Source organism: Chelativorans intermedius, from assembly GCF_025398255.1.
GTDB classification, from domain to species: Bacteria; Pseudomonadota; Alphaproteobacteria; order Rhizobiales; family Rhizobiaceae; genus Chelativorans; species Chelativorans intermedius.
Window position 1 is genome coordinate 1 of the sequence record NZ_JAODNW010000043.1, and the last position, 13,558, is coordinate 13,558.

The following is a 13,558-nucleotide window of genomic DNA, read 5'->3' on the forward strand; positions in this document are numbered from 1 at the left end:
AGCGATGCCGCCCGCGCTGGCGCCACGACCATCATTGCACTAACAATCAAATTGGACCCGTCCGTGGGGGCCGATCACCGGTTGCGAGGTCGAAATCCGCCAGCCCGGCCATGGCGAGGCCGGATGCGGCAAGACAGGCCAGATAGACGAGGCCGCGGGCAAGGTTCCAGTTCATGGACGTCCTCCGATGAGAGTGGTGAGGAATGCAGTGAGACGAGACAGCAGCGTGGGCGCAGCGGGCACGGCAGGGACCGGCATGGGGTCAGCGGCCGTCGGAACCGGCGTCGCCTCCGGGCGCAGCAGCACCAGTGCCTCGTCCTCGGTCAGCCGCCGGATGGGTCGCGAGAAATCGACCCGGCCATTGCGGTCGACCGCCCAGACCGGGATGGTCCCGGCGGGGTACCGGCCATGGCGGAAGAGGATTCGCTCGGCCTCGCGCCGGGGGCGGATCGCGGCGGGCTTGAGCCAGCCCATGAAGGCGTCCGCTGCCGCCGCGCGGCTGCCCGCGTTCAGATGCCTTGTCAGCGCGGCTCTCGCGATGCCGCCGGTGTTGTAGTGGAAGCTGACCAGCGCATCGAATTCGTGCGGCTCGAGCGGCACGGTCACGGCCCGTCGCACCGCCGCCTCATAGGCAGCCAGATCGGTCCGGAATACCTTGAACGCTTCCCGGATACCGGCATCGAGATCGGCGGGCATCCCGCGAGGCATCCTGGCCGGATCGGGCGGTCCGGCTGCGGCCGTGTGGCCGATGCCGAAGGTCCAGACCTGTTTCACATCGAGATAGGGTCCGGGCACGAGTCCTTCGTGCCGGACGAGGGCCAGAAGGCCCCGGTCGGTCATGCACATGGGATCACCCCAGAAGCGAGAGGGTCAGAATGAGAACTGCGACGGCGAGGCCGATGCGCAGGCGGTGGGCGAAAGCCTGACGCGGGGCGATGGGGTCGCAGCGAATGAAGCGCGCGAGGCGGAGAAGCTCATGCATCGCCGTCGCCTTTCTTCGCCCCACGTAGCCGGGCGAGGACGAGTTCGATGAAGGCGGGGCCGAAGACGCCAACGAGATAGGCCGCCGAACCTGCTGCGCCCCCGGCCGGGATCGCCTTGGGCGGCAGGCCCAGCCAGCTGGTGACGAGCGCCATGGAAAGGCTGCCCATTCCAGCCGCGATCAACCCGCCTAGCAGGATGTGCCGCAGCGCATCGCGCAGGCGCATCCTCGTGGTCAGTGCGTTGGTCGCCCCGCCGAGCGCACCCCAGGCGGCCAGGATCACCGCCGTCGATGTTGCGAGTTCCTTCAGCACCGCGGCGAGGAACCCGGTCTCGTCGTTCATCTGCGGATCTCCAGCAGCGGGATGGAAGTGATCGAGCCGAGGCGTTCGAGATCGAGGGTGACGTCGAGCGCATCGGTGTCGAAGCGGACGGGCACGTCGAACGCGAAGCCTGCGGTGATCGCGACGCCCGAGGCCGGCGCGGTGTCGAAGGTGACGACACCTGTCGTGGTGTCGACCGACCAGCCAGACGGCTGCTCCACGCCGCCGAGCGCCATGCGCACGCTGCCCGCCACCGGTTTGGCGATGGCGCGCGTCCAGGATTGCGCGCCCGAGGCGTAGTGCTTCACCAGCTGGAAGGCGGTCGTGGTCCCATCTCCGGTGCCGATGACCTGATCGGTCGCCGACGGCGACTGCGACGGCAGGCAGGACTTGTAATCGGCCCAGTCCTTGAAGCGGAAGCCGTAAAGCCGCCCGTTGCGCGCCTCGAAGAAGGCGACGACGGCGGCGAGATCGTCCGCCCGGCGGATGCCGTAGGCGACGTCGTAGCGCCGACGGCTGTTTGCCCAGCTCGCGTTCCTCTCCTCGTCCCCGCTTGCCAGCGTCACCACCTGCGTGCGCCGCTCGGGCCCGCCGCGCACGCCGCGGCTGATGTCGTCCGGAAACCGGACCTCGTGAAACGCCATCACATGCCCCTCCGCCCGAGCGAGACGGCCCGGGCGATGTCCGCCGCGACCTGCGTGCGCGACTGCCGGAAGCTCTCGGCGTCGCGGGCGACGATGGTGACGTTGACGCCGCCGTAGGTCTGCGCCTCGCGACGGGAGAGCACCCGCTCGCCCCGCTGCAGGATCGCGGGCACTTCGTCATGCCGGAGTCCGACCGCACCGCCCGAATGCATCCGGGGCGCGGCGGCGAAGGCCATGGCCGGGACCACGCGCGCGGGCCCAGCCGATCCGACCACGCCGCCCGCGTGCAGGACGCTGGCGAAAATGCCGCCGGCGCCGGAGAACACGCCCGACAGCGCGTTGGCGATCGGCCCGAGGATGAAGCGTCGCGCCGCGAGCTGGGCGAGGTCGGCCAGCAGCGACGTGACCAGATCCCGGAAGTTCAGCTTGCCGGTCTTCACGAATTCGCCGACGGCGTTCTCGGCCGACTGGAAGGCGCCAACCAGCGCCTGGCCGATATCGCTGCCGATCTCGCGTGCCTTCGCGGCATAGTCGGAGAGCGCCGCCGTGACCGCCTGCCAGCCGGTCAGGGCTCCGTCCGCGCCGGTCGCCGTGTTCGTCCCTGCCTGCCGTCCGGCGGTCCCGGCACGGTTTGCGGCTTCCTCGGCCTGGTCGAGTGCATCGGTCACTCGCTGCGCACCCTGCGCAGCAGCATCCATCGCGCCTTCGGTGTCCTCACCGGAACCGCGCATCGCGGCGACAAGGGCGGCAACCGCTTCGCGCACACCGTCGAACGCACCCGAACGAGCATCCGCAGCACGCTGGCGAAATCGGTCGGCAAGATGACCGGCATTGCTCGCCGCGTGATCGAGCATCGAGGCGTAGGATTGCGCGCCGAACCAGTCGATCTGCAGATCCGCACCAATCCGATCCGCGACAGCGTTGAATGTCGGTCCGATGGTGCCGAGGAAATCGGCCCATTTGTTCGACAGGAAGGCCATCAGCCTGAGCCAGATCGCCTCGATGTCGCCGCGCAGCGCCCGGAAGTCATCGACAAGGGAGAGGGCGGTGGCCTTGATCCCGTCCCAGACAGCGCGTGCGACATTGCCCATCAGTTCCAGCGCGTTGCCGAAGCCGCCCGCGCCGCGCACGAGGCGGCCGAACTGGTAGACGAGTTCTCCGGCGCCAACGATCAGCGCACCGATCCCGGTACGGATCAGGGCGCCGCGCAGCACGACGAGGGCGGTGGCGAGGCCGCGAACGGAGACGGCAGCGGCGACCAGCCCCGCGACCCAGCGCCCGGCGAGAAACGCCGCGAAGGTCGCGGCGTAGGTGGTAAACCGGCCGATGTTGTCAAATAGCCCCCGGATCGCGATGCCGAGCGGCCCGGTGCGGCTGGCGACCGCCGCCATGGCGTCTGCGACCGCTTCGAGCGCAGGCGCCGCGGCAACCGCCAGCTGGTTCGAGAGCCCGCGCCAAATCAGCCCGAGCCGGGAGATCGCATCGTTCGTGCGCTCGATCTGGTCGGCATCCTGCTCCGAGACGACGACACCGAAGGCGCGCACGTCCTCGGTCGCCTGGCGCAGCGTCGCGGTGTCGATCCGCGACATGGCGATCGAGCCTTCCTCGCCGAAGAGCTGGCCCGCGACAGCCGCACGTTCGGCTGCGGGCACGAAACTCTCGATGGCGGCGTTGATCGCGCCGACACGCTGGTCCAGCGGCAATGCGATCAGCTCGTTGGCCGACAGCCCGAGCCGGTCCAGTGCGTCGGCGGCGGGGCCGGTCCCGGCGGCGGCCTGGCTGAGACGGCGCGTCAGATCCTTCGTGGCCTGTTCGATGCCGGACATGGAAACGCCCGCCAGTTCGCCCGCACGCTCCAGGGTCTGGATCGAGGCGACGGTGGTCCCGAGGGACTGCGCCAGCTTGGCCTGCGCATCGACCGTCTGCAGGCCGAACCGGATCATTGCCACGCCAGCGGCGGCAGCGGCAGCCACTGCGGCAGCGGCGGCCACACGCACCCGCCGCGAGAAGGCCGCGAGCCGGGCATTGGCCGCCTCCATCTCCCGGCTGAGCCGCCCGAAGCCACGCGATCCGGCCTCGCCGACGCCCTCCAGCTCGGCGCGCACCTGCCGTCCGCCCACGGCCGCGAGGCGGACGCTAACCCGTTTCTCGGCCATTCCGGTCCTCTCGAGATTATATCAGGCTCCGGAGCGGCTTACCGCCCCCTTGAAACATGTATCATGTCGTGATACATACCCTCATGATCGTCAGCACGAAGGGCAAGCTCGCGGCGAACGCGGTGGCAGACCGGTTCGGCAAGGGCTTCCCGGCCGACCTGGTCAAGCGAACGCGGGCGATGCTGTCCGCACTCGATGCCGCCGTAGTCCTCGAGGATCTCCGGTTTCCACCGGGCAATCACCTCGAGGAACTGAAGGGCGACCGGGCCGGACAGCATTCGGTGCGCATCAATGACCAGTGGCGCATCTGCTTCGTGTGGACGGATCAGGGGCCGGCCGATGTCGAGATCGTCGACTACCATTGAAAGGACGCGACATGACACTGATGAAGAACCCTTCTCACCCCGGCGAGGTCCTGTCCGAGCTCTATCTTGAGCCGCTCGGCATGAGCCCGATCGCGCTTGCAAAACGCCTTCATGTTCCCCGCACGCGGATCGAGCGGCTGGTGAAGGGTGAAACCGCGCTCACCGTGGACACCGCGATCCGGCTCGCGAAGTTCTTCCGGACGACACCGGAGTACTGGATGAACCTGCAGCGCGCGTGGGATCTCGCGCGGGCGCGCGACACGATCGACGTCTCAGACATCACGCCCCTCGAGGCGGCCTGACGCCATCTGTTCGTTGAGCTTGGACACCATCACCGCCTCGATGGGCGGCAGCAGTTCGGCAGCAGCAGCGGGCGGTACGCCGAGGGCGTCACCGAGCGCCAGCGCGGCGGTCAGGTCCCAGCCGACGACGGCGCCGGGCAGGACACGGAGCTGACCGCCGAGACGACCGACCAGGTCCCAGACCCGCCAGCCTTCAAGGGTGGCGGGGCGGTTCAGCCGCGCCGGGCAGTCCGGGCACCTCGTTTGGCAGGCTTCGCAGTATCGCTCGCCCCCGCCGAAGGACCAGTCGGCGAGGGCGACGAGGCGTTTTTTTCCTGTTCCAGCAGCAGGCCCTTCGAGACATAGGTCATCTGGAAGGCTTCGAAGATTGGCCAGACATCGAGCAGCGCGTCGATGGCCTCGGGGCTGGGATCGATCGGCTTGCCGTCCGCATCGCCGATGCCCTCCCAGGCGAGCACGGCCCGCCGCGCCAGCGCCTTGGCGAAGGCAACCGCGCGCTCCTCGTCGGAGGCGTCCTCGGGCACGGACTCGACGGCGGGATCGCTGCGTGTCGCCACCATCAGCGCGGTGGTCAGCGGGCGCAGCTCCACCCGCACACCGGGCGCGAGGTCATGCCAGCGCGGTTCATTCGTCAGGGCGAGCGTCAGCATCAGTAACTCTCCACGTCGTTCACGAGGGTTGCGGTGCACATCCGGCCAACGACGCTGTCTCGCGCGGCCTGCCAGTCGAAGGTGGCCTGTACGCCCTGCGGCCCGGAAATCTCGATCCGGGGCCGCGGCAGGTAGACGGCGTGCACGGTTAGGCGCAAGCTCTCGCCGGAGGGCAGGACGTAGGCGAATTCCATCTCGCAGGCCTCGCCATTGATCGCTTGGCTTACCAGCGTCTGGTCGGCGAAGCGCACCTCGATCCGGCCGGTCAGCGCGGCGATGGACGGGTCGGCGCCGTCGATGCGGCCGTCCGAGCGGATGGTTTCGATCCGGTCGAGGTTGTTGGCATAGGTGATCTCGGCCGAGACCACGTTGCCGAGCGCCGTGCCGTTGCGCGTGATCGACCCGTTGAAATGGCCGAAGCGCTTCAGCTCCAGCGCGGCGGGGGGTGAGGCGGGCTCGCCGAACGCGCTGGTGGTCGTCCCCACCGTCTCGCCTTGCGCCACCAGCCGCGCCGTCGCCGTCAACAGACCGGAACGTTGCATCTGCCAAGTGAGCTGGTCGAGCACGCAGCCGGAATACATGGCGTAGCGCGGCACCTCGGGCATGCCCGTCTCGATGGACATGCTGGGCAGCGTCCAGGAACCGGACTGGAACTCGTGTGTCCAAGGACCCGTGCCGGTGGTGGTCGGGTCGCCGAAGGCCGCCTTCAGCCAGAAGCCGAAGGCCTCCGCGTCGAGCGGCACGACGACATCGCCGTCCGCCGTCACCGCGTCATTGATCGGCGCCAGCGGATCGCGGCCATAGCCCAACAGCTCCGAGTTCAAAAGCGGCTGCTCGGCGCCGAGCGAGGTGCTGGCGAAGGGCATGCGGGTGAAGCCGCCCACGGGCGGCGTTCCATAGGTCGTCTCGAACGCAAGCGCCATCTGCGCCCGCGCGCCCTGGGCTCGTGCCATGGTGAACTCCTTGATGTTGTTGATGCGCGGTTGCGTTCGGTCAGGCCGTACCGCACATGAAGGTCATGCGCATTACTGGTCCGAATTCCCGGCTCAGCATTTCCGGTCGCTGGATCACCATCCGGATAATCGTTTCTGTCCTCGCGGTCCTTGTTCTTTTGAACGGCCCTGTCTTGGCACAGACGAATACCGTGAGCGGCACGGTGCGCTATGTGACGGACGGCGACACCTTCTCACTCCACGGCGTTGAGCGGCCGATCCGTGTCTGGGGCCTCGACGCTCCAGAGCGCGACGAGCCCGGCGCGTCCGCGGCCACGTCTACTCTGCGGCGGCTGGTCGCCGGGCAAGACCTGACCTGTCGCGTGCGCGACATCGACCGGTATGGGCGGATCGTCGGGCAGTGCGTCCTCCCCGATGGCCGCGATATCGCGGCCCAGATGATCGCCGCCGGCGTGGCCCGGGAATACTGCTACTTCTCGGGCGGCTACTACGGCACCTGTCGCGGCAACTGACCCGTCGGCTCTACCCGAGCGGGTCGGCCGTGGTGTAGTGCAGCGTTACCGGGATGACGGCGGCCTTCAGGCCGGCCGCGCCCTCGACGGCCAGATCGACCGGGCGCGGCGGCCCGGGCTCGGCCCAGTCGCAGGTCCCGTTCAGCATGCGGTCGGCGGCCAGCGCCGCAGAGATCCCGGCGCAGAGCGCGTCGAAGCGCGCGTCGCGATCGTTCGACCCTTGCACGACGACCTCCAGCTCGGCCCGGTGCCGCCAGTGGTATGCGAGCGGCGAGAGCGTCACTTCGGGCTCCCCCGGATCGCCGTCGCGCAGGATCACGAGGCCCGCCGACGGCACCCGCTCGGGCAGCACCTCACCGCGGCGAGCGGTCGCTGGCAACGCCAAGAGCCGCGCGTGCAGCGCGGCCAGGATGGATTCGCGAGGGGTGGGCATCTATTTGAGAAACCTTGGCGCTTTGCTATCGTGTGAGGAGAGGGATCAAGGAGTTGGGTGTGCGATGCTCGCGGAAGATTGGCTTAAACGAACTCAACCCGGCTACCGAGAACTCTCGAACGTCGAGCGATCAGCGGTGGCCGGATTCTCTATCGTCTGGAGTGTTTTCGAGGCGCGGGCTCTTTCGACGAACGCAAACGCAACTGCCATCGTCCGATTTGTCGACGAAAACGCGGCGAGCTTTGGTTCGGCTGAGCCCTTCGGAGACGCTTTGGCGTATTTCCGGCAAAGGTACGTGTCAGACGGCCAAACCAATCACAAATTTGAAAGCCTGCACTTTCGACAAAACGACAGACGGGAACTCGTGGAAGCTGTTCTGCTGGAACATGAAGCTACACCGACCGAGATCGTGAAAGCCTTGCTCATAATTGTCTTCCGGCTGCGAAATAACCTATTTCATGGGCTCAAGTGGGCCTACGAAATGCGCGATCAGCAGCGGAACTTCGAGAATGCGATAGCCGTCCTGACGCGCGTCCTGGATTCTAATGCGGCATGAGTGTGGAAATGGAGGTCTCAGGTTAGCCGCACCTCCACCCAGTTCGCCACGATCAGCCCCGGCACGCTGTCGTGGGCCCGCGCGGCGTCCCGGTCGAGGTCGAGCCGCTTCGGCAGCTTGACCTGCGGGACCAGCAGGAAGATCGGCACGGTGGCAACGCCGCGGCCGGTCTTCGAGCGCGACGCCACTGCCTGGCCGCGTTTGTTGATGCGGGCGCGATCGGCGACCAGAAGGCTCGGCCCCGTCCGCCGATAGACGAACCGCAGGCGCAGGCCGCGGCGGCGCTCCCATTCTCCCGGTATGAGCTTGGCGCCGCGAAGGCCACGGCCGGCGGCCTCGGTCGGGATCACCAGCCAGAACCCCTCTTTCGAGCGGATCAGCGGGCCGGTGTCGTGGGCGCCGACGATGACCGGCGCCTTCGACCAGACCAGCGCCGCGGCGTTCAGGCTCTCGCCGGCCTTCGGATAGGTCTGGCTGCGGATCGAGTTGGCGAGCCGCCGGCCGAGCCCCGCGCCGGTGATCTGGCCGCGCCAGGCGGTCTTGAGTCCGGTCCCGGCTTCGCGCATGGCGGAGGTCACGGCGCGTTCGCCCGCCGCGATCTCGGCCGCCATCATCGCGACGATGTCGGGATCGATGTCGAGCCTCAGCTTCATCGCGGTCAGACCGGGCGCAGACCCATGGTCCAGACGAGCCGCTCGCGGTCGCGGACGGGCTCGCCCTGGATGAGGAAGGCCGCACCGTCGATCTCGATGCGGTCGCCGGGACGGGGCTGAGGCACCTCGGCGAGGCGCAGGTCCAGCCGGGTGGTCTCGGACCAGAGCCGGGCATCGCCGAAGTCGGTGATGGCGTCGGCGCGCCGGGCGACGACGCGCACCAGCACGGGCACGCCGCCCTCGGGCGTATAGACGGCGTCCCGCCCGATGTTCGGATCCGCGAAGAGGTCGTCGATGGCTGCAGCGAAGGCGGTCATCAGTTGCTCGAGTAGATCCTGACCGCCAGCCGCGGGCGCTTGTTCACCGGCAGGATCGAGGCTTCGGTCTTGACATCGATGGCGCTGCCGTCGGGCCGGGCGAGCTGGCGGGCGTAGATCGGCAGGCCGACGGTGTTGACCGTCTCGACGAGGTTCGCGGGCGCGCCATAGGTGACGAAGGTGTCCATGGTGCCGAGCGGGAAGGCGATGCCCTCTCCGGCGGGGATCAGCGTCTCGGTCGCGCCGGTCGAGAGCGTGACGGTGGCATTGTATTCCTCGAACACGATGCCGCCGAAGGGGAAGCGCCGCCGGGTGTCCTCGCGCAGCGGCTGGGCACCGGTGGCGGAGAAGTATTTCCAGGCATCCTCGACCTTGGCATGCCCGATCAGCTTGTCGAAGAACTCCGGAGACACGAGCGCCAGCACGCCGGTCATGGTCTCGCCCTTGAGCTCGGTCTCGACCTGGCGCAGCACGGCACGGATCTTCGCCTGCACGTTGGTCGAGGCGGTGCCGAGCACGAAGTCGGTCTCGAGCCGGGTGATGCCGAACTCGGCGAAGTAGTCGTAGAGCGTGGTGCCGGCACCGTCGCGGACGATGCCTCTCAGCGCATTCACCTCCATGAACTCGCGCGTCTGCGCGTGCTTGATGCGCATCCGCGTGAGCTTGCGCTCCATGACGGTGGCGAGCGGATCGGCGGCGTCGGCGACGCCGAAACCGCGCACGCCCTGGATATCCTGCGGCGTGACCACGTCGTCATGCGGGATCCACGGCACGGTGAAGGAACGCATCGATCGCGTATCGCGATTGGCGACGGTCGCCGGGCCGCCCAGCGGCACGGTGGGCAGGAGGTTCAGCACACCCTCGGCCTGCTCGATGATCACCGAACGCTGGGTGATCCCTTCGAAGCGGAAGAGGCCCATCTGCCCGAGCCTGGAATAGACATTGGGCAGGATGTTGATGGCCTCGGTCATCTCCGCGAGCGTGTAGCCGCCCGCGTCGAACGGGTTGATCATGGCGACCATGGGGTCGGGTCTCCTTGGGCTGAACGGGCATGAAAAAGGCCCCGAGACGGATGCCTCGGGGCCGGTGATGAATTGGAGCTGACGAGCGTGGATCAGGCCGTGTCGCGCGGCACGATGCCGGCGGCGCTGAGCTCGGCGTGCTTGGCGGTGATTTCGGCAGGCTGATCGACGCTGGCGTCGAAGGTCAGCATCGCCTTGGAGAGGATCACCGGGCCACGGGCGATGACGAGGCCGGTCTGGTCACCCGCCGTGGCGTCGACCGCCTCGATCAGCACGGCCGAGGCCACCTCCGCCCCCTCGTCCCCGACAACGGTGGCGGCGGGCGAAAGGATGTATTTGCCGGTGGCGGTGACCTGGCCGAGAACGGCGCCGAGCGGATAGCTCGTTCCGGCCTTGAGCGTCACGGTCTCGCGGCAGTAGCTCGCGTTGAGTTCGAATTTCAGGAGATCGCCCAGCGTCGGCGATTGGGTCAGGGTCGGCATGGCTCACCTCAGGATTTGCTGGCCGCACGCTCCCGGGCGCGGCGGACGATGGGACTGTCGCCGGCGACCGGCGTTTGCGGCGCGGCGGAAACGATGGCGCTCGCCTCGGCGCGGGTGGCGAGGGAGTCGAGGATGGAGCGGCGCAGCGCGTCGGGCTTGATGCCTTTCTTCATGGCGTCCGCCGCATCGACGGTGACGCCCAGCCGCACCCCTTGCGCGGCGATGGCGGCAATCTCGGCATATTCGGCGCGCAATGCGGTGGCGGGATCCGGTTCGGGGGAACTCGGTGTCTCGACGACAGGCGAGAGGGCGACGGCTTCTTCCACCGTTTCGGTTTCCGTTTCGATCTCGGTCTCGGTTTCGCTAACGCGGACCTTCGGTTCATGGCTCATGGCAGGGTTTCTCCTATGCGGCTGGCTTGATCGGCTACGCCCGGATGGGGAGGCCGGGGAGGCGAGTTGATTGGCGAGTTCGGCAAGCGCCTGATCCATCGTGCCGATCCGGTCGGCGAGCCCGGCCTCGACGGCACGTTGCCCGCGATAGATGGCGGCCTGCGTGGCGCGGACGACCTCCGGCGCCAGGTCCCGATTGCGTGCGACCAGCGCGACGAACGCCTCGTGCAGCGCATCGACATCGGCCTGGATGTCGGCATGGGCTTCCGGGGCGAGCGGCTCATGAGCGTTGCCGTCCACCTTCTTCGCCCCCGCGTGAATCAGTGTGTATTTGCGCCCGGCCATGGTGTCGGCGGCGCTTTCATCGACATGGATGGCGACGACGCCGATGGAGCCCGCTTCGCCGGTGCGGGTGACATAGAGCCGGTCCGCCGTACTGGCGATGGCGTAGGCCGCCGACAGGGCCGCCTCGGAAGCGACCGCCCAGAGCGGCTTGCCGGTCTCAAGCTTCAGGCTGCGGATGCGATCTGTCAGATCGAACAGCCCGCCGACCTCGCCGCCGGGGGAGTCGATCTCCATCACAACCGCACGTGTGGCGGGATCGGCGAAGGCGTCAGTGATCGTGCTGCCGACCGAGGCATAGTCGCCGATGCCGAACAGTTCCGTCAGCCAATCGCCGCGGCTGACCATCGGGCCGATCACGGGCACGACGGCAATGCCACTGTCGGTCATGCTGAAACCCGCGCCGCGCGGCACAAGTGCAAGGTCTGAGCGCGCCTCGATGGGCGTGGCGGCCAGGAGCGGCTCCAGTGCGCGTGGGGCGAGCGCCAGCGGCCGGCCGGCAAACCGGCTGGCGAGAGAGGGCGTGGTCATGTTGGTCAGACGTCCGGTTGTTGGGCAGGTGCGTCCTGCGCCGGGAAGGGCGTTATCGGCCCCGTGAAGCTGAGGCCGAGGGACCGCTCGCGCGCCTTGTCGGCCGCGATTTCCGCGTCGACCTGCTCGGCATCGAAGCCGCGCTCGGACAGCGCCTGCGTGCGGCTCTTCAATCCCGCCTCGATCTGCTCGATCTCGGCGCGTGCGTCCTTCAGGGGATCGACCCAATCCCATTTCGGCGGCAGCCACGAGCAGGCGATTTGGTCGCGACGGTCACGTTCGTAATCGGCGATGTCGAGCGCCCCGGCCATCACCGCTATGTCCATCCAGCGCGCCCAGACGCGGCGGCATAGCTGGAAGACCATCACCGCATGCTGGTAAGCCTCGATGCGCCGGCGGAACTCCAGAAGCGCCAGCCGCGAGTTCGAATAGTTGGCCTTCAGCATGTCGTTGCTGAGATACGCGTATGGCACCCCCAGCGCCGCCGAGACCTGCAACAGCGTGCGATACTGGAACGGCTCGTAGGTCTGGCCGACATCGGCGGGGGCCGAGGTCTGAATCTCCTCGCCCGGCTCCAGCATGGTGACGCTGCCCGGTTGCAGGTCGAGCACCCGCTCGCCCTCCACGTCGCTCTCGGCGACATCGAAGGGCTCCGCCGGAGCGGGCGTGGTGATGAACAGCGCGTGCATCGCCGCGACCTTCTTGCGGTCGAGCTCGGCGTCGTCATACTGATCGAGCAGGAACAGCTTGACGATGGCCGGCGCGAACCGCGAGACGCCGCGCAACTGCCCGGCATCCACCGGGTCGATCATGTGGATGACCTCGGAGGCCGGCACCCGAACGGTCTCGCCTGCGAGCCCCGGATCGGTCGTATCGCCCGGATGGCGGCGCAGGAAATGATAGGCCACGCGCCGCCCGATACGGTCGAACTCGATGCCCTGCCGGATGACGTTTCCGCCAGGGTGTTGTTCGTTCCTGGTCAGCGGCAACATCTCCGAGGGGATCATCTGCAACTGCATGGGCACCGACAGGCCGTCCTCCGGCCGCCTCGACCGGAAGCGGAAGAACACCTCGCCAGCGATGAACACCTCCCGCGCCGCTCGGCGCTGGAGCCCGTAGAAATCGGTGAAGCCCTCGGCATCGGCCTCGTCGGTCCAATCCAGCCACAGCCGCTGCACGCGGGCTTTCAGCGCTGCGTCAGGGATCAGCGATGAGGGCTTGATCCCGGCGCCGACGACATTGCCTGCCCAGCTTTCGATGGCATTGGCGGCGTAGCCGTTGTTGCGCGTGAGCCACCGCGCCCGGGCGGTGATGTCGGCCCCCGCCGCCGCGATCAGCGTGTTGAGATGGGCGCGCGAGGGCTGGAAATGCTTCAGCCGCCGCCCATGCTGACCCGCCTCGAACCCGCCGACAAAGGCGCCGATCCGCCGCCGCCAGTTTTGCAGGGAGGCGAGCATTCAGAGCCCCTTGCTGGCCGTGGCACGGACGATGCGCCGCCGCTTGCCGGCCTTCGCATCCGCGATCCGCCGCTCCAGATCAGAGAGCGCCGCGGCCATCTCGGCGTCGTTGGCATAGGTGATCCGCCGGCCATCCACCTCCACCGTGCGCACACCGCGATAACGCGCCGCGAGCAGCGCCTCGCGCCGGGCGATCATGTCGTCGAGGATCATGGGTTCAGCTCATATAGCTCGATCGAAATACCCGGCGCCCCTTGCGCTCGGGAGCGCGGCGGACGAGACCGGCAGAGGGCGGGTTTTCAGAGGATGACGTATCCGGCTTGCGCCTGGCGCCGCCCACCTGTTGTTCGAGGTCGCGCCATTTGTCCTCGCTCCAACGATCCGCGCCCGCGATCCAGGCGGCGGCGCGGGCATAGACCCGGCAGTCCAGCGCCTCGTTGCGCTCGCGCATCTTCTGCCATTCGAGCCTCGCGAAGCCGCGGCGGTT

At 68.1% G+C, this 13,558-nt stretch carries 22 protein-coding genes; 4 read left to right on the forward strand and 18 right to left on the reverse strand.

Annotated features, from left to right (window positions below; genetic code table 11):
• Nucleotides 1-46 precede the first annotated feature (46 nt).
• From NYR58_RS19310 to NYR58_RS19335, 6 genes are read right to left on the reverse strand one after another with little or no spacing between them, the layout of a single operon-like run.
• Nucleotides 47-175 carry a hypothetical protein gene (locus NYR58_RS19310; RefSeq protein WP_261522781.1) on the reverse strand — a complete coding sequence of 43 codons (129 nt, stop codon included), beginning with the start codon at nucleotides 173-175 and terminating at the stop codon, nucleotides 47-49.
• Nucleotides 172-840 carry a lysozyme gene (locus tag NYR58_RS19315; RefSeq protein ID WP_261522782.1) on the reverse strand — a complete coding sequence of 223 codons (669 nt, stop codon included), beginning with the start codon at nucleotides 838-840 and terminating at the stop codon, nucleotides 172-174. The genes NYR58_RS19310 and NYR58_RS19315 overlap by 4 nt, the downstream gene beginning before the upstream one ends.
• 10 nt (nucleotides 841-850) lie before the next feature.
• Nucleotides 851-982, reverse strand: coding sequence for a hypothetical protein (locus NYR58_RS19320; RefSeq protein ID WP_261522783.1), 132 nt, complete (start codon nucleotides 980-982; stop codon nucleotides 851-853).
• A complete protein-coding gene (locus NYR58_RS19325) occupies nucleotides 975-1,325 on the reverse strand; it encodes a hypothetical protein (protein WP_261522784.1) in 351 nt (116 codons plus the stop codon). The genes NYR58_RS19320 and NYR58_RS19325 overlap by 8 nt, the downstream gene beginning before the upstream one ends.
• A complete protein-coding gene (locus tag NYR58_RS19330) occupies nucleotides 1,322-1,948 on the reverse strand; it encodes a DUF2460 domain-containing protein (protein WP_261522785.1) in 627 nt (208 codons plus the stop codon). Before NYR58_RS19330 ends, NYR58_RS19325 begins: the two co-directional genes overlap by 4 nt.
• A complete protein-coding gene (locus tag NYR58_RS19335) occupies nucleotides 1,948-4,104 on the reverse strand; it encodes a phage tail tape measure C-terminal domain-containing protein (RefSeq protein ID WP_261522786.1) in 2,157 nt (718 codons plus the stop codon). Before NYR58_RS19335 ends, NYR58_RS19330 begins: the two co-directional genes overlap by 1 nt.
• A gap of 83 nt (nucleotides 4,105-4,187) precedes the next feature.
• Here NYR58_RS19335 and NYR58_RS19340 point away from each other — a divergent pair, with 83 nt between their 5' ends.
• Both NYR58_RS19340 and NYR58_RS19345 read left to right on the forward strand, forming a co-directional pair.
• A complete protein-coding gene (locus NYR58_RS19340; RefSeq protein WP_111405176.1) occupies nucleotides 4,188-4,469 on the forward strand; it encodes a type II toxin-antitoxin system RelE/ParE family toxin in 282 nt (93 codons plus the stop codon).
• 11 nt (nucleotides 4,470-4,480) lie between these two features.
• The gene (locus tag NYR58_RS19345; protein WP_261522787.1) at nucleotides 4,481-4,771 is read left to right on the forward strand and encodes a HigA family addiction module antitoxin; all 291 of its coding nucleotides are present in this window, start codon (nucleotides 4,481-4,483) and stop codon (nucleotides 4,769-4,771) included.
• Here NYR58_RS19345 and NYR58_RS20685 read toward each other — a convergent pair.
• From NYR58_RS20685 to NYR58_RS19355, 3 genes are read right to left on the reverse strand one after another with little or no spacing between them, the layout of a single operon-like run.
• On the reverse strand, nucleotides 4,742-4,987 hold the full coding sequence (locus tag NYR58_RS20685) for a DUF7697 family protein (protein WP_446681816.1): 246 nt from the start codon (nucleotides 4,985-4,987) through the stop codon (nucleotides 4,742-4,744). The two genes, NYR58_RS19345 and NYR58_RS20685, sit on opposite strands and share 30 nt — an antisense overlap.
• Nucleotides 4,984-5,421: a hypothetical protein gene (locus NYR58_RS19350; protein WP_261522788.1), complete on the reverse strand. Its 438-nt coding sequence runs from the start codon at nucleotides 5,419-5,421 to the stop codon at nucleotides 4,984-4,986. The genes NYR58_RS20685 and NYR58_RS19350 overlap by 4 nt, the downstream gene beginning before the upstream one ends.
• Complete coding sequence (locus NYR58_RS19355; protein WP_261522789.1) at nucleotides 5,421-6,374, reverse strand: phage tail tube protein; 954 nt, start codon at nucleotides 6,372-6,374, stop codon at nucleotides 5,421-5,423. The genes NYR58_RS19350 and NYR58_RS19355 overlap by 1 nt, the downstream gene beginning before the upstream one ends.
• 56 nt (nucleotides 6,375-6,430) lie before the next feature.
• Between NYR58_RS19355 and NYR58_RS19360 the strand changes: the two genes are divergently transcribed.
• The gene (locus NYR58_RS19360) at nucleotides 6,431-6,886 is read left to right on the forward strand and encodes a thermonuclease family protein (RefSeq protein ID WP_261522790.1); all 456 of its coding nucleotides are present in this window, start codon (nucleotides 6,431-6,433) and stop codon (nucleotides 6,884-6,886) included.
• Nucleotides 6,887-6,896: 10 nt separating this feature from the next.
• On the opposite strand, the gene NYR58_RS19365 is transcribed toward NYR58_RS19360, so the two are convergent.
• On the reverse strand, nucleotides 6,897-7,319 hold the full coding sequence (locus tag NYR58_RS19365) for a hypothetical protein (RefSeq protein WP_261522791.1): 423 nt from the start codon (nucleotides 7,317-7,319) through the stop codon (nucleotides 6,897-6,899).
• Between the two features lie 64 nt (nucleotides 7,320-7,383).
• Here NYR58_RS19365 and NYR58_RS19370 point away from each other — a divergent pair, with 64 nt between their 5' ends.
• Nucleotides 7,384-7,875, forward strand: a complete 492-nt coding sequence (locus tag NYR58_RS19370; protein ID WP_261522792.1) for a hypothetical protein — start codon at nucleotides 7,384-7,386, stop codon at nucleotides 7,873-7,875.
• Between the two features lie 17 nt (nucleotides 7,876-7,892).
• On the opposite strand, the gene NYR58_RS19375 is transcribed toward NYR58_RS19370, so the two are convergent.
• The 8 genes from NYR58_RS19375 to NYR58_RS19410 form a co-directional block, all read right to left on the reverse strand.
• Nucleotides 7,893-8,528, reverse strand: a complete 636-nt coding sequence (locus NYR58_RS19375) for a DUF6441 family protein (protein WP_261522793.1) — start codon at nucleotides 8,526-8,528, stop codon at nucleotides 7,893-7,895.
• A gap of 5 nt (nucleotides 8,529-8,533) precedes the next feature.
• Entirely contained in the window at nucleotides 8,534-8,845 is a 312-nt protein-coding gene (locus NYR58_RS19380; protein ID WP_261522794.1) for a head-tail joining protein, read from the reverse strand.
• Nucleotides 8,845-9,867, reverse strand: coding sequence for a major capsid protein (locus tag NYR58_RS19385; RefSeq protein WP_261522795.1), 1,023 nt, complete (start codon nucleotides 9,865-9,867; stop codon nucleotides 8,845-8,847). The genes NYR58_RS19380 and NYR58_RS19385 overlap by 1 nt, the downstream gene beginning before the upstream one ends.
• Nucleotides 9,868-9,959: 92 nt before the next feature.
• Complete coding sequence (locus NYR58_RS19390; protein WP_261522796.1) at nucleotides 9,960-10,349, reverse strand: head decoration protein; 390 nt, start codon at nucleotides 10,347-10,349, stop codon at nucleotides 9,960-9,962.
• Between the two features lie 8 nt (nucleotides 10,350-10,357).
• Entirely contained in the window at nucleotides 10,358-11,614 is a 1,257-nt protein-coding gene (locus NYR58_RS19395; RefSeq protein ID WP_261522797.1) for a S49 family peptidase, read from the reverse strand.
• Between the two features lie 5 nt (nucleotides 11,615-11,619).
• Nucleotides 11,620-13,071 carry a phage portal protein gene (locus NYR58_RS19400; RefSeq protein ID WP_261522798.1) on the reverse strand — a complete coding sequence of 484 codons (1,452 nt, stop codon included), beginning with the start codon at nucleotides 13,069-13,071 and terminating at the stop codon, nucleotides 11,620-11,622.
• On the reverse strand, nucleotides 13,072-13,284 hold the full coding sequence (locus NYR58_RS19405; RefSeq protein WP_261522799.1) for a phage head-tail joining protein: 213 nt from the start codon (nucleotides 13,282-13,284) through the stop codon (nucleotides 13,072-13,074). It lies immediately after the preceding gene.
• A gap of 4 nt (nucleotides 13,285-13,288) precedes the next feature.
• Nucleotides 13,289-13,558: phage terminase large subunit family protein (locus NYR58_RS19410; RefSeq protein WP_261522800.1), on the reverse strand; the 270-nt coding region annotated here is incomplete at its 5' end.